We start from the raw sequence: 12,493 nt of genomic DNA, 5'->3' as shown, positions 1-12,493 counted from the left end.
AACCGGCGGTCGAAACCGCCATCGCGCCGGTGCTGGCGCAACCGAAACCCGCCGATGCACCGGCGCCTGCCGTGTCGGAAGCCCTGGCCGCCGAAGGCATTCCTTCGCGCTTCGCCTGCTTCGTCACCGGCACCGACACCGAGATCGGCAAGACCCTGGTCTCCGCCGCGATCCTGCACAAGCTGGTGGAAAGCGGCCAGCGCGCCTGCGGCATGAAGCCGGTTGCCGCCGGCGCCGAGCTGCGTGACGGCGAGCTGCACAACGACGACGCCGACATGCTGATCGCCGCCGGCAACGTGCACCTGCCCCGGAACATCACCACGCCCTTCATGCTGCGCGAACCGGCGGCGCCGCACATCGCCGCCGCGCTCGAAGGCGTGACCATCGAGGCGGTGCCGATCCTGGCCGCCTACACCGAAATCCTGGCCGCGTCCGACGCCGTCGTGGTCGAGGGCGTGGGCGGTTTCCGCGTGCCCTTCAACGACACCTTCGACAGCGCCGAGCTGGCCGCCCAGCTGAACTTGCCGGTGATCCTGGTGGTCGGCATGCGCCTGGGCTGCATCAGCCACGCCCTGCTGACGGTGGAAGCCATCGTCGCGCGCGGGCTGGTGCTCGACGGCTGGGTCGCCAACACGGCGGACCCGGACATGCGCTTCTTCGACGAGAATGTCGAAGCGCTCGAGGCGCGCATCCCCGCGCCGCTGCTCGGCGTCGTGCCGCGCCTGGAAGAACCCACTGCCGCCAACGCGGCCCACTACATCGATCTCACGGGACTGCCTGGCTGGCGGTCGCCGCGCGCTTGAATATCGAAACAAAGCACCACATTAAGGAAACACCATGAACGCACCAACCAACACCGTCGCCCTGCATCGCCCAACCGCCGCCATCAAGGAGCGTCCCGACGCCACCTGGCCGCTGGCCGACGTCCTGGCCCTGTTCGAACTGCCGTTCAACGACCTGATGTTCCGCGCCCAGCAGGCGCACCGCGCCCACTTCCCCGACGGCGACGTCGAACTGGCCACGCTCCTGTCGATCAAGACCGGCGGCTGCGAGGAAGACTGCGGCTACTGCCCGCAGGCCGCGCGCTACGACACCGGCGTCGAAGCCAAGAAGATCCTCGACATCGACACCGTGCTCGACGCCGCCCGCCAGGCGAAAGCCAACGGCGCCACCCGCTTCTGCATGGGCGCCGCCTGGCGCAGCCCGAAAGAGCGCGACATGGACAAAGTGGAAGAGATGGTGCGCGAGGTAAAAGCGCTGGGCATGGAAACCTGCGCCACCCTCGGCATGCTGGAAGAAGGCCAGGCCGAACAGCTGAAAAAGGCCGGCCTCGACTTCTATAACCACAACATCGACACCGCCCCGGACTTCTACAACAACGTCATCTCGACCCGCGAATACCAGGACCGCCTGGATACGCTGGGCCGCGTGCGCAACGCCGGCCTGAAGGTCTGCTGCGGCGGCATCGTCGGCATGGGCGAAACGCGCGAACAGCGTGCCGGCCTGCTGGCCCAGCTGGCCAACCTGAACCCGTATCCGGAATCGGTGCCGGTGAACCACCTGGTGCAGGTCGAAGGCACTCCGCTGCACGGCCTCGACCCGCTCGACCCGCTGGAATTCGTGCGCACCATCGCGGTCGCCCGCATCATCATGCCGGAAGCGCGCGTGCGCCTCTCCGCTGGCCGCCGCCAGCTCGGCGAAGCGGTGCAGGCGATGTGCTTCATGGCCGGCGCCAACTCCATCTTCTACGGCGACAAGCTGCTCACCACCGGCAACCCGGAAGCCGAAGACGACCGCGCGCTGCTGGCCAAGCTGGGCCTGAAAACGCGCTCGGCCACGCTGGAGTCGGCGCCGAAGGAAGCCTGCGGCTGCTAAGCCGCTTCGGCCTGCGCTAACCCCGATCAACATCAAGAATATATAAAGCGAGACAAACGCATGTTCACCAAGATCCTCATCGCCAACCGTGGCGAAATCGCCTGCCGTGTCGCCGCCACCGCGCGCCGCATGGGCATCCGCACCGTCGCCGTGTATTCCGAAGCGGACGCCGGATCGAAACACGTGGCGGTCTGCGATGAGGCGGTGTTGATCGGGCCGGCGCCGGCCAAGGAAAGCTACCTGCGCGGATCGAAGATCATCGAGGTCGCGCTGGCCACCGGCGCCCAGGCCATCCACCCGGGCTACGGCTTCCTGTCGGAGAACGCGGAATTCGCCGAGGCCGTCGAGGCGGCCGGCCTGGTCTTCATCGGCCCGCCGGGCTCCTCGATGCGCGCCATGGGCTCGAAGTCGGCCGCGAAACAGCTGATGGAAGGCGCGAACGTGCCGCTGGTGCCGGGCTACCACGGCGAGAACCAGGACCCGGAATTCCTGCGCGAGCAGGCCGACCGCATCGGCTACCCGGTGCTGCTGAAAGCCAGCGCCGGCGGCGGCGGCAAGGGCATGCGCGTGGTCGAGCGCAGCGAAGACTTCGTCGCCGCCCTCGGCTCCTGCAAGCGCGAAGCGATCAGCTCTTTCGGCGACGACAAGGTGCTGGTCGAGAAATACCTGACGCGTCCGCGTCACATCGAAATCCAGGTGTTTGCGGATAAGCTGGGCAACTGCGTCTACCTGCACGAGCGCGACTGCTCGGTGCAGCGCCGCCACCAGAAGGTGCTGGAAGAAGCACCGGCGCCGGGCATGACGCTGAAACGCCGCGCTGCCATGGGCGAAGCGGCAGTGGCCGCGGCGCGCGCGGTGAACTACGTCGGCGCCGGCACCGTCGAATTCATCGCCAACCAGGACGGCTCGTTCTACTTCATGGAGATGAACACCCGCCTGCAGGTGGAGCACCCGGTGACGGAAATGATCACCGGGACCGACCTGGTGGAATGGCAGTTGCGCGTGGCGTCCGGCCAGCCGCTGCCCAAGCAACAACACGAACTGGGCATCCACGGCCACGCCATCGAGGCGCGCATCTATGCCGAGAACCCGGAGAAGGGCTTCCTGCCGTCGATCGGCACGCTGCGCCACATGGATACCCCTGGCGCCGTCAGCTTCGAGCTGGGCGGCACGGCGGGCGTGGAGCCGGCTGCGGTGCGCATCGATTCCGGCGTGCGCGAGGGCGATGCCATTTCCCCTTTCTACGATCCGATGATCGCCAAGCTGATCGTCTGGGGCGCGGACCGCACGCAGGCGCTGGCGCGCCTGTCGCAGGCGCTGAGCGAATTCCAGATCGTCGGGCTGGCAACCAACATCGCCTTCCTGAAGCGCCTGGTCGAAGGCCAGGCCTTCTCGACGGCCGATCTGGACACCGGCCTGATCGAGCGTAACCAGGAGTCGCTGTTCCCGGCCTCGAAAGCAGCGCCGGCTGGCGCACTGGCGCTGGCGGCGGTGGCGCTGACCGAAGCAGAAAAGAATCAATCGCGCGGCGCCTCGCGCGTTGCGGCCGACCCGTGGGGCCAGGCCCAGGGCTGGCGCCTGAACGGCGATTACCGCCGCTTCCTGTCGTTCACCGACGAGCATGCGGCCGGCCAGGAAGGCGGCGCCTACAACGTCGGCCTGGTGTACCACCCGCAAGGCTGGGAGCTCGACATCGAGGGCAACAAGCAGGCCTTGACGCTGCTGGCGCACGAAGACGCGGCCTATTCGATTCGCCTGGGCGAACAATCGATGCACGGAAATGTGCGCCGCGATGGCGAGCTGTTCCACGTGTTCACGAACGGCGAGCACCACACGCTGTCTTACCAGGACCCGATGGCCCACGCCGGCGAGGCGGAAGCAGCGGGCGGGCGCCTGACCGCGCCGATGCCGGGCAAGGTGGTGGCCGTGATGGTCGACGCCGGCCAGGAAGTGAAGAAGGGCGAGCCGCTGGTCATCATGGAAGCGATGAAGATGGAGCACACCATCGCCGCGCCGTCGGATGGCCTGGTGGAAGAAGTGCTGTACGCGGTCGGCGACCAGGTGGCGGACGGCGCGCCGCTGCTGGCTTTCAAGGCTGCGTAATATGACGTCCGCTGTACGCATCCTGCTGTACCGGGGTGATGGCCAGACCGGGCCCTGGGCCGAGGATTTCGCACGCCTGCTGCCCGGCGTCGAGACCCTCAGTTGGCGTGAAGGCGAAACGCTGCCCGCCTGCGACTATGCGGTGCTGTGGAACCCGGCCGCTGGCCTGCTGCCGCAGCTTGCACAAGTCAAAGCCATCTTCCTGATGGGCGCCGGCGCCGATGCGGTGCTGAAGTTCGGCGAGGCGCTGCCCGACGTACCGCTGGTGCGTCTGGGCGACGCCGGTATGGCGGTGCAGATGGCGGAATACGTGGCATATGCGACGCTGCGCTACTTCCGCCGCTTCGACGAGTACGAGGAGCAGGCGCGCCACGGATTGTGGGCGCCGCTGCCGGCGCACGAGAAAAAGGACTTCACGATCGGCGTCATGGGCCTCGGCAAGCTGGGCCTGCGCGTAGTGGAGACCATGCGCGGCTTCGGCTTTCCGGTGCGCGGCTGGAGCCGCACGGCCAAGGACTTGCCGGGCGTGGAATGCTTCGCCGGCATGGCGTCGCTCGATGAATTTTTAAGCGGCACGCGGGTGCTGGTGTCGCTGCTGCCGCTCACGGCGGAGACGAATAATTTGCTGGACCGCCGGCGCCTGGCCACGCTGCCCAAGGGCGCCTATCTGATCAACGTCGCACGCGGCGCCCAGGTGGCCGAGCCGGACCTGCTGACGCTGATTCGCTCCGGCCACATCGCCGGCGCCACGCTCGACGTGTTCCGCAACGAACCGCTGCCGGCCCCGCACCCGTTCTGGGAAGAGCCGCGCATCACGATCACGCCGCACATCTCCGCGCTCACCGTGCGCGAGGACGCCGTGCGCCAGATCATCGATAAAATTTCCGCCTTCGAGGCGGATCAACCGGTCGCGGACATCGTCGACCGCCAACTGGGATACTGACATGAATACGCTACCAAAGAAGGTCAAGATCGTCGAAGTCGGTCCACGCGACGGCCTGCAGAACGAGAAGGAAACCATCAGCGCCGAGGTCAAGATCGAGCTGGTCGACCGCCTGTCGCGCGCCGGTTTCGCCAACGTGGAGGCGGCTTCCTTCGTGTCGCCGAAGTGGGTGCCGCAGATGGCGACCAGCACCGAGGTGATGGCGCGCATCACGCGCCTGCCGGGCACGATCTATTCGGCGCTGACGCCGAACATGCAGGGCTTCGAAGCGGCGCTGGCGGCGAAAGCCGATGAAGTCGTGATCTTCGGCTCGGCCTCGGAAGCCTTCTCGCAAAAGAACATCAATTGCTCGATCGCCGAATCGATCGCGCGCTTCGAACCGGTGGCGAAAGCCGCCAAGGCGAACGGCATCCGCCTGCGCGGCAGCATCAGCACCGCGTTTGGTTGCCCTTACCAGGGCGAGGTGCCACTCGATGCCGTGGCCGACGTGGTGCGCCGCATGCGCGACCTCGGCTGCGATGAGATCGACATTGCCGACACCATCGGCGTCTCGACGCCGCGCAAGACCCAGGAAGTGATGCTGGCGGCAAGCCGCGAATTCCCGTTGCAGCAGCTGAGCGGGCACTTCCACGACACCTATGGCCAGGCGCTGGCCAACATTTACGCCAGCCTGGAAGTGGGCGTGCAGATTTTCCATTCCTCGGTATCGGGCCTCGGCGGCTGCCCGTATGCGAAAGGCGCGACCGGGAACGTGGCGACCGAAGATGTGGTCTATATGCTCAATGGCCTGGGCATCGAGACCGGGATCGACCTCGACCAGGTGGTCGATGCGGGGCAATTCATTTCGCAGCAGCTGGGGCGCAAGGGCGCGAGCCGTGTCGGGAATGCCTTGCTGGCGAAGCGGGCGGGTTGAACTGATCGAAACGTCATCGTAAGGTGGACGGCATGGCCGTCTACCTTACGAATAACATCGCCAAAAAACAGGCACGTAAACGAAAAAAGCCGACAACTTTCGCTGTCGGCTTCTTTCTTAATACTGGTCGGAGTACAAGGATTCGAACCTTGGACCCTCTGGTCCCAAACCAGATGCGCTACCGGGCTGCGCTACACTCCGAAGACATCAATAATACCGGTCCCCAGGCTTTCGGTCAAGTTGATGTGGGAAAATAGATGATCTTTCCGGTTTTTCGCGCAACAGGAGCAGGGATGGTGAATGTGGCACTGACAGGATTCGAAGCAATGTCCGCCGAGGACAGCCGCCGCATGCAGCGCGTGGGCTTCGGGGTTGTCTTGTCGATCCTGGTACACACGGCGCTGTTGACGATGTGGCGCAGCGCAGGCCGTCCCGACGACTTGCCCGAGCCGCCACGTTCGATCGCAGTACGGATCCAGCCGCCCCCGCCACCGCCGCGCGTCGAGACCCTGGCGCCACCCCTACCGCCTGCACCAGTGCCCAGGGCCGAGCGGCCCGCACGCGTGAAGAAACCGGCTGCGCCACGGCCCGTCATCGCCGTCCCGCCCGACACCGGCAAGGCTGCGGAACCCGATCCCTTCGTTGTCGAACAGCCGCAGACGCCGGCGGCGCCAACGGAGACGCCGCGTTTCGACCTCGACGCCGCCAAGCGCAGCGCCCGTTCCCTGGCCAACATGCGCGATCCGGCAAAGGAGGGCACCGCCGTCGGCCAGTTCCCCGAGAAACCGCTGGAATCCGAAACCAAGGCGGCACGCATGATCGGCGCGGCGAAACGGCGCAATTGCAAGGATGGCTTGCCGGGCGGCTTGCTGGCGCCGCTCTTCCTTCTGGCGGACAAGAAGGACAGCGGTTGCAAGTGGTGATGCCGCTGCGCAGATAGTCGTTGAACGCGTGGGCGGCGCATGCGTTCGGCAAGCGTGCGCACAGCCTCACGGCAAGCGAACGCCTATTCGCCCTTGATCTGCAAGGCGCGCTCATATAGCGCATTCTTCTTGCGCCCGGTAATCTGCGCGGCCAGGTTCGCCGCCTGCTTCACCGAGCATTCGGTCAGCAGGATCTGCAGGATACGCTCGGCTTCGGCGTCGGCCGCATCGGTTTCCAGCGTCGCGCCTTCGACCAGCACCACGAATTCGCCGCGCTCGCGGTGCTGGTCGGCCTTCACCCAGGCCAGCGCCTCGCTCAAGGGGCAGCGGTGCACTTCCTCGAACAGCTTGGTCAGCTCGCGCGCAAACACCACCTGGCGGGTCGGCTCGAACACGGCCAATAAACCTTCCACGCAATCGACGATGCGGTGCGGCGCCTCGTAGATCACCAGCGTGGCCGGCTCGCGCACCAGTTCCTGCAGGGCCGCTTCGCGCTGCTTGGCCTTGGCCGGCAGGAAGCCGACGAAGTTGAAACGGTCATTCACCAGCCCGCTGGCCGACAGTGCCGTAACCGACGCCGACGCACCCGGCAACGGCAGCACGCGCAGCCCGGCCTCGCGCACGGCGTCGACGATGCGCGCGCCCGGGTCGGAGACGGCCGGCGTGCCGGCATCCGAGACTAGCGCCACACGCTCGCCGGCCTGCAATCTTGCGATCAATTTATCGGCCGCTTCGCGCTCGTTGTGCTGGTGCGCGGCGACCATCTGCTTGTTCAAGCCGTAACGGGTGAGCAGTGCGCCGGTTTTGCGCGTATCCTCACAGGCGACCACGTCTGCCAGCGCCAGCAGGTGCAATGCGCGCAGGGTGATGTCGGTTGCATTACCGATCGGGGTGGCCACGACGTACAGCGTTGCGGTAGGATAGGACTGCTGAGCTGCCTCGGCCATTACTGGCAGTTTGGCAATGTCGATGGACTGGTTGTCGGTCATGTTGGAGATACGATGCTCGTGAATTATCTGAAAGGCCTGCGCGTGATTGCCACTGCAGCCGCTGCCGCCGCCATGGTGGCCGGCTGCGCCAGCACGCCCCTGCCACCCGATCTGGGATGCGGCGTACCGGGCGGATTGTGCGCGCCCGCAGAGCCAAACACAAGTGCGCCACGCCCTGCGCCCCCTGCCGAACCCGCCCCTGCGCCGCGCTCGGAAACCCGCACGATACCGATCGAGCTGTACCCGCGCGAAGATGGCGCCCAGGCCGCCGCGCCCGGCGCACGGGCGCGCGTGGCCCTGCTGCTGCCGCTCGAATCGAATGCGCTGGGCAAGGCCGCCGAGTCGGTGCGCGCCGGCTTCATGGCCGGCCACGAGCGCGACGGCGCCGGCATCGAGGTCCAGGTCGTCCCCAGCGGCGACTCGGCCGAAGACACGCTGCGCGCCTATGCCCGCGCCGCCGAACAGAACGACATCGTGGTCGGCCCGCTGGCCCGCTCCGCCGTTGCCGCCGTGGCGTCCAGCAATGTCGTCACGAAACCAACCGTGGCCCTGAACCATCCGCAGATCGACCGCCCGCTGCCGGCGCAGATGCTGGTGATCGGCCTGTCGCTGGAAGAAGAAGCACGCCAGGTGGCCGATTGGGCCGCCCAGGAACAGCCGGGCGGCCGCGTCCTGGTGCTGGGCGGCAGCGCCGCCTGGCAGCAGCGCGTGGTCGGCGCCTTTACCTCGCACTGGGCGCGCCTGGGCCGCAACAATGCCACGGTCGATTTGCCGGTGCTCGACGGCTACGTCGATGCGAACGCCCTGGCCGATTTGCGCAAGCGCCTGGAAATCGACCGCCCCGACCTGGTCTTCGCCGCACTCGACGCCAATCAATTGCGCCAGGTGCGCAGCGCGATCGGCACCTCGCTGCCGACCTATGGCGTGTCGGCCGCGAATCCGGGCCGCACTGCGGGCGCCGGCTGGCCGGAACTCGACGGCGTGCGCATGCTCGACTTGCCCTGGACCATCCAGCCCGAACATCCGCAAGTGATGGTGTATCCGCGTCCGGTGGATGCCGACACCCTCGACATGCAGCGCCTGTACGCGCTCGGCATCGACGCCTTCCGCGTGGCGCGCGAAGTGGCCCAGCATCCGGGCAGCGGTTTCGAGCTCGACGGCGTCACCGGCCGCCTGTCGGTGCGCATGAACAATGGCGCATATGCCGTCAAGCGCCAGGAAGCAGCCGCCGTCTACCGCGACGGCCTCGGTTTCGAAGCGGTGGCAACCAGGCCATGATATGCCGACGCGCCTTTCCCCAAAGCAGTCCCAGGGCCGCGACTGGGAGCAAACGGCGCTGCGCTATCTGAAACGCCAGGGCCTCGCCTTTATCGAGGCCAATTTCACCTGCAAGGGCGGCGAGATCGATTTGATCATGCAGGACGGCGACACTATCGTCTTCGTCGAAGTGCGCCAGCGTGCCGACAGCAAACATGGCGGCGCCGCCGCCAGCATCACCCCCGCCAAGATCCGCCGCCTGGTGCGCGCCGCCCAGGTGTATCTGCTCCGCTTTCCCCGTGTGCCTCCCTGCCGCTTCGACGTGATCGCCATCGATGGCGACAATCTCGCATGGCTGCGCAATGCCATCGAAGCTTAAGCCTGCATGAAATGTAAGCAATTTTAAAAACGGTTTGTCCGTCCCCCCTTTCCACTGCACTATAATCCCCGGCTATGAACACTCAACGCATCCTCGCTCACTTCCAGGAGAGCGCCGATCTCAAATTGAAGTCGGCCGCGGCTCTGTCTTCCCCTATTTCGCAGGCAATTGAACTGATGTTCAGCGCCCTGTCCAACGGCAACAAGATCCTGGCTTGCGGGAATGGCGGTTCCGCCGCCGACTGCCAGCATTTCGCTGCCGAACTCGTTGGCCGCTTCGAGCGCGAGCGCTTCCCGCTGCCTGCCATCTCGCTGACCACCGATACCTCGATCATGACGGCGGTTGCGAACGACTACAGCTTCCGCGAAGTGTTTTCGAAGCAGGTGCAGGCCTTCGGCCAGGCCGGCGACATCCTGCTGGCGATCTCGACCTCGGGCAACTCGGCCAACGTGCTGGCCGCCGTCGAAGCGGCGCTCGAACGCGAAATGCGCGTGGTGGCGCTGACCGGCAAGGACGGCGGCGCGCTGGCCAAGCTGCTGACCGATGCCGACGTGCACATCAACGTGCCGCATAGCCGTACCGCGCGCATCCAGGAAGTCCACCTGGTCGCGATCCATTGCATTTGCGACGGCATCGACGTTGCGCTTTTCGGAGGAGACGAGAATGAGTAAAGCTGGCCAGGCCCTGAAGGGGTCGTTGACCAAAGTGATGCTGGGCGCTGCCCTGCTGGGCGCGCTGCAAGGCTGCGTGCCGCTGGTCGTGGGCGGCGCCGCCTTTGGCGCGGCATCCACCATGGACCGCCGCACGCTGGGTGCGCAGACCGAGGACAAGTCGATCACGGTGAAAGCCGAAGTGCAGATTCCGAAGATCGTCGGCGACGCCGGCCACGTCAACATCGCCAGCTTCAACCGCAAGGTGCTGCTCACCGGCGAAGTGCGCGACGAAGCCATGAAGGCCAGGGTCGAGGCCGAAGTGCGCCGCATCGAGAACGTGGTGTCGGTCATCAACGAACTGGCGATCGCCGGCCCGTCGAGCTACACCTCGCGCTCCTCGGACGCCCTGATCACCACCAACGTCAAGGGCAGCCTGGTCGAAATGAAAACCATCTCGGCCACCTCGTTCAAGGTCGTCACCGAGCGCGGCACTGTGTACCTGATGGGCCGCGTGACCCAGCGCGAAGGCGATCTGGGCGCGAAGATCGCCCAGAGCGTGTCCGGCGTCCAGCGCGTGGTGAAGATCTTCGAATACATCACCGAAGAAGAACTGCGCACCCAGTACCCGCAATCCTCGTCGGTTGCCCTGTAAGCCCATGACCACCGCCGCCTCCCGCTCCTGGATCAAGCCCGCTGCCGCCGCAGCGGTCGTGCTCGCATTGGCGGGCGTCGGCTACGCCACCTTCAGCAGCAAGGAAACGGCGCCCGACGTCACCTTCATTAGCATTGCCGGCGACAAGATCAGCACGCAGGGCTTGCGCGGCAAGGTGGTGATGGTGAACTTCTGGGCCACCTCGTGCACCACCTGCGTGCACGAGATGCCGGCGATGGTCGACACCTACAACAAGTTCAAGGGCCAGGGCCTGGAATTCGTGGCCGTGGCCATGCAGTACGACCCGCCGAACTACGTCGTCAACTTCACGGAAACGCGCAAGCTGCCGTTCATCGTGGCGCTCGATTCGGGCGGCGACATCGCCAAATCCTTCGGCGACGTGACGCTGACGCCGACCACCTTTGTGATCGGCAAGGACGGCGCCATCCTCAAGCGCTACGTGGGCGAACCCGACTTTGCCCAGCTGCATACCCTGCTGCAAAAAGCACTCTGACGACCTATCCCGGTAGGGAATACGCCGGCCCGCGGCCGTGCTCGCCTTGCCGCCCTTCTTCTCCCTGAGTAAACTGGCGCCTTGGACGATCTATGCGCCAATGCCACAGCACGCCTGACTTAGCTCAAGCCTGGAGCACTCGATTCGTCCAAGCTTGATGCGGTCGCAAGCGCCTGGACGGGCGCGCAGGCTCGCAAAGGAGTTTCAATGGGTCACTTACTTCGCAGGATAAGCAGCATTGCCGCGCTCTGTGCGCTGGCCGGGTGCGCAGGACAGGCGCGCAATGCCGATGCTGTCCTGCATTACCAGCACGTGGCCAATGCGCACGAAATCCACTTCACCAACCCGATCGCCTTGTCGGCGGCGCTGTACCGGGTGGGCTACCTGGCGCCGGTGGATTCGCAGGGGTTCTGGGCGATTTTCTTGCTGTGCAATGTCGACGTCGCCGAAGGGGCGGGGCGCGGCTTCCAGTACAACGTCGAGCAATTCCGCGTTGCGTACGAGGGGCGCGAGTATGGCGGCTTGCCGCCCTACAGCCTGCGCTACCAGGGCCAGGCCGACCTCAACAATGCCGGCGACCGGCTGCCCATCCTCGATGCGATTGCCGCCGAAATCCAGGAAGGGCCGCCCGCCCAGATTTTCCACAGCGGCTTTTATGCCAAGCTGAATTACCGCTTCGCCGTGTTCATCCCGAAGGCATTGGACGGCTATGCGGGCGAGCAATTGCAGCTCAGTTACAAAGGCCAGCCGGCGATTTTGGTCGGCAACGGCAAGTCGCCGTCGGACCTGCCGGCCGTGGGCGGCACGGCGGCCGGGGTGGCGGCGGCCTGTTTGCCGCCCTGACCAGGCGCCTGCCGCGGCAGGCTTCAGGCGGCTTTCGGATACAGGATCATCTGGGTGCAGCGGAACAGGGCGATGGTCTTGCCGTTCGCCTCGTCGGTGACGGTGACGTCCCAGACCTGCGTGGTGCGGCCCAGGTGGGCCGGCGTGGCCACGGCCGCGATCGCGCCTTCGCGCGCGGTGCCGAGGTGGTTGGATTTCAGTTCGATGGTGGTGAAGCTGTGCGCGCCTTCGGGCAGGTGGGCCATGCAGGCGTAGCCGGCGGCGGTGTCGGCCAGGGTGACCACGCTGCCGGCGTGCAGGTAGCCGTTCGGCGCCAGCAGTTGCTGGCGCACCGGCAGGCGCGCCGATACGCGGTTTTCGGCGATTTCCAGGATTTCGATGCCCAGGTAGCCGGGCAGGGTGTTGGCGCCGCGTTCGTTGAAGACGTCGGGGGTGAGCTGGTTGTTCAT

The 12,493-nt window shown here is 66.0% G+C and carries 14 protein-coding genes and 1 tRNA gene; 12 read left to right on the top strand and 3 right to left on the bottom strand.

The genetic code is table 11. The annotated features are described in order from the left end of the window. Positions 1-20 precede the first annotated feature (20 nt). The 5 genes from bioD to LK540_RS06855 are packed head-to-tail and all read left to right on the top strand — an operon-like array spanning position 21 to position 5,834. Positions 21-803 carry a dethiobiotin synthase gene (gene bioD / locus LK540_RS06875; RefSeq protein WP_374041337.1) on the top strand — a complete coding sequence of 261 codons (783 nt, stop codon included), beginning with the start codon at positions 21-23 and terminating at the stop codon, positions 801-803. Between the two features lie 34 nt (positions 804-837). Continuing rightward, positions 838-1,875, top strand: a complete 1,038-nt coding sequence (bioB, locus tag LK540_RS06870; protein ID WP_229436355.1) for a biotin synthase BioB — start codon at positions 838-840, stop codon at positions 1,873-1,875. A gap of 60 nt (positions 1,876-1,935) precedes the next feature. Further along, positions 1,936-3,978 (top strand): acetyl/propionyl/methylcrotonyl-CoA carboxylase subunit alpha, encoded by a 2,043-nt coding sequence (locus tag LK540_RS06865; RefSeq protein ID WP_229436354.1) that lies wholly within the window; start codon positions 1,936-1,938, stop codon positions 3,976-3,978. Between the two features lies 1 nt (position 3,979). Next, complete coding sequence (locus tag LK540_RS06860; RefSeq protein ID WP_229436352.1) at positions 3,980-4,921, top strand: glyoxylate/hydroxypyruvate reductase A; 942 nt, start codon at positions 3,980-3,982, stop codon at positions 4,919-4,921. A gap of 1 nt (position 4,922) precedes the next feature. After that, the gene (locus LK540_RS06855) at positions 4,923-5,834 is read left to right on the top strand and encodes a hydroxymethylglutaryl-CoA lyase (protein ID WP_229436351.1); all 912 of its coding nucleotides are present in this window, start codon (positions 4,923-4,925) and stop codon (positions 5,832-5,834) included. 124 nt (positions 5,835-5,958) lie between these two features. On the opposite strand, the gene LK540_RS06850 is transcribed toward LK540_RS06855, so the two are convergent. Continuing rightward, a tRNA-Pro gene (locus LK540_RS06850) sits at positions 5,959-6,035 on the bottom strand. 125 nt (positions 6,036-6,160) lie between these two features. Between LK540_RS06850 and LK540_RS06845 the strand changes: the two genes are divergently transcribed. Then, on the top strand, positions 6,161-6,757 hold the full coding sequence (locus LK540_RS06845) for a hypothetical protein (protein WP_229436349.1): 597 nt from the start codon (positions 6,161-6,163) through the stop codon (positions 6,755-6,757). Between the two features lie 83 nt (positions 6,758-6,840). Here LK540_RS06845 and rsmI read toward each other — a convergent pair whose 3' ends face one another. Next, positions 6,841-7,746, bottom strand: a complete 906-nt coding sequence (gene rsmI, locus LK540_RS06840; protein WP_229436347.1) for a 16S rRNA (cytidine(1402)-2'-O)-methyltransferase — start codon at positions 7,744-7,746, stop codon at positions 6,841-6,843. 12 nt (positions 7,747-7,758) lie between these two features. On the opposite strand from rsmI, the gene LK540_RS06835 reads away from it, so the two are divergent. The 6 genes from LK540_RS06835 (at position 7,759) to LK540_RS06810 (ending at position 12,044) form a co-directional block, all read left to right on the top strand. Next, positions 7,759-9,024 carry a penicillin-binding protein activator gene (locus LK540_RS06835; protein ID WP_229436345.1) on the top strand — a complete coding sequence of 422 codons (1,266 nt, stop codon included), beginning with the start codon at positions 7,759-7,761 and terminating at the stop codon, positions 9,022-9,024. A gap of 1 nt (position 9,025) precedes the next feature. After that, complete coding sequence (locus LK540_RS06830) at positions 9,026-9,382, top strand: YraN family protein (protein ID WP_229436344.1); 357 nt, start codon at positions 9,026-9,028, stop codon at positions 9,380-9,382. A gap of 74 nt (positions 9,383-9,456) precedes the next feature. Beyond that, positions 9,457-10,053: a phosphoheptose isomerase gene (locus LK540_RS06825; protein WP_229436342.1), complete on the top strand. Its 597-nt coding sequence runs from the start codon at positions 9,457-9,459 to the stop codon at positions 10,051-10,053. Beyond that, positions 10,046-10,687 (top strand): BON domain-containing protein, encoded by a 642-nt coding sequence (locus LK540_RS06820; RefSeq protein ID WP_229436341.1) that lies wholly within the window; start codon positions 10,046-10,048, stop codon positions 10,685-10,687. Before LK540_RS06825 ends, LK540_RS06820 begins: the two co-directional genes overlap by 8 nt. 4 nt (positions 10,688-10,691) lie before the next feature. Beyond that, positions 10,692-11,201: a peroxiredoxin gene (locus tag LK540_RS06815; RefSeq protein WP_229436339.1), complete on the top strand. Its 510-nt coding sequence runs from the start codon at positions 10,692-10,694 to the stop codon at positions 11,199-11,201. Positions 11,202-11,408: 207 nt separating this feature from the next. Beyond that, the gene (locus LK540_RS06810; RefSeq protein ID WP_229436338.1) at positions 11,409-12,044 is read left to right on the top strand and encodes a hypothetical protein; all 636 of its coding nucleotides are present in this window, start codon (positions 11,409-11,411) and stop codon (positions 12,042-12,044) included. 23 nt (positions 12,045-12,067) lie between these two features. Here LK540_RS06810 and LK540_RS06805 read toward each other — a convergent pair whose 3' ends face one another. Beyond that, positions 12,068-12,493 carry a PaaI family thioesterase gene (locus tag LK540_RS06805; protein ID WP_229436337.1) on the bottom strand — a complete coding sequence of 142 codons (426 nt, stop codon included), beginning with the start codon at positions 12,491-12,493 and terminating at the stop codon, positions 12,068-12,070.

The organism is Massilia sp. IC2-278, assembly GCF_020708045.1.
Taxonomy (GTDB): Bacteria; Pseudomonadota; Gammaproteobacteria; order Burkholderiales; family Burkholderiaceae_D; genus Telluria.
This window is presented reverse-complemented; position numbering and strand designations above follow the sequence as displayed.

What these genes read in the sequence shown, in the direction of transcription:
- LK540_RS06830 (WP_229436344.1), top strand. Translation starts at nt 9,026, where the DNA reads ATGCCGACGCGCCTTTCCCCAAAGCAGTCCCAGGGCCGCGACTGGGAG.
- LK540_RS06835 (WP_229436345.1), top strand. Translation starts at nt 7,759, where the DNA reads ATGCTCGTGAATTATCTGAAAGGCCTGCGCGTGATTGCCACTGCAGCC.
- LK540_RS06865 (WP_229436354.1), top strand. Translation starts at nt 1,936, where the DNA reads ATGTTCACCAAGATCCTCATCGCCAACCGTGGCGAAATCGCCTGCCGT.
- LK540_RS06845 (WP_229436349.1), top strand. Translation starts at nt 6,161, where the DNA reads ATGTCCGCCGAGGACAGCCGCCGCATGCAGCGCGTGGGCTTCGGGGTT.
- LK540_RS06810 (WP_229436338.1), top strand. Translation starts at nt 11,409, where the DNA reads ATGGGTCACTTACTTCGCAGGATAAGCAGCATTGCCGCGCTCTGTGCG.
- LK540_RS06860 (WP_229436352.1), top strand. Translation starts at nt 3,980, where the DNA reads ATGACGTCCGCTGTACGCATCCTGCTGTACCGGGGTGATGGCCAGACC.
- LK540_RS06820 (WP_229436341.1), top strand. Translation starts at nt 10,046, where the DNA reads ATGAGTAAAGCTGGCCAGGCCCTGAAGGGGTCGTTGACCAAAGTGATG.
- LK540_RS06815 (WP_229436339.1), top strand. Translation starts at nt 10,692, where the DNA reads ATGACCACCGCCGCCTCCCGCTCCTGGATCAAGCCCGCTGCCGCCGCA.
- LK540_RS06855 (WP_229436351.1), top strand. Translation starts at nt 4,923, where the DNA reads ATGAATACGCTACCAAAGAAGGTCAAGATCGTCGAAGTCGGTCCACGC.
- LK540_RS06825 (WP_229436342.1), top strand. Translation starts at nt 9,457, where the DNA reads ATGAACACTCAACGCATCCTCGCTCACTTCCAGGAGAGCGCCGATCTC.
- bioB (WP_229436355.1), top strand. Translation starts at nt 838, where the DNA reads ATGAACGCACCAACCAACACCGTCGCCCTGCATCGCCCAACCGCCGCC.
- rsmI (WP_229436347.1), bottom strand. Translation starts at nt 7,746, where the DNA reads ATGACCGACAACCAGTCCATCGACATTGCCAAACTGCCAGTAATGGCC.
- LK540_RS06805 (WP_229436337.1), bottom strand. Translation starts at nt 12,493, where the DNA reads ATGAACAACCAGCTCACCCCCGACGTCTTCAACGAACGCGGCGCCAAC.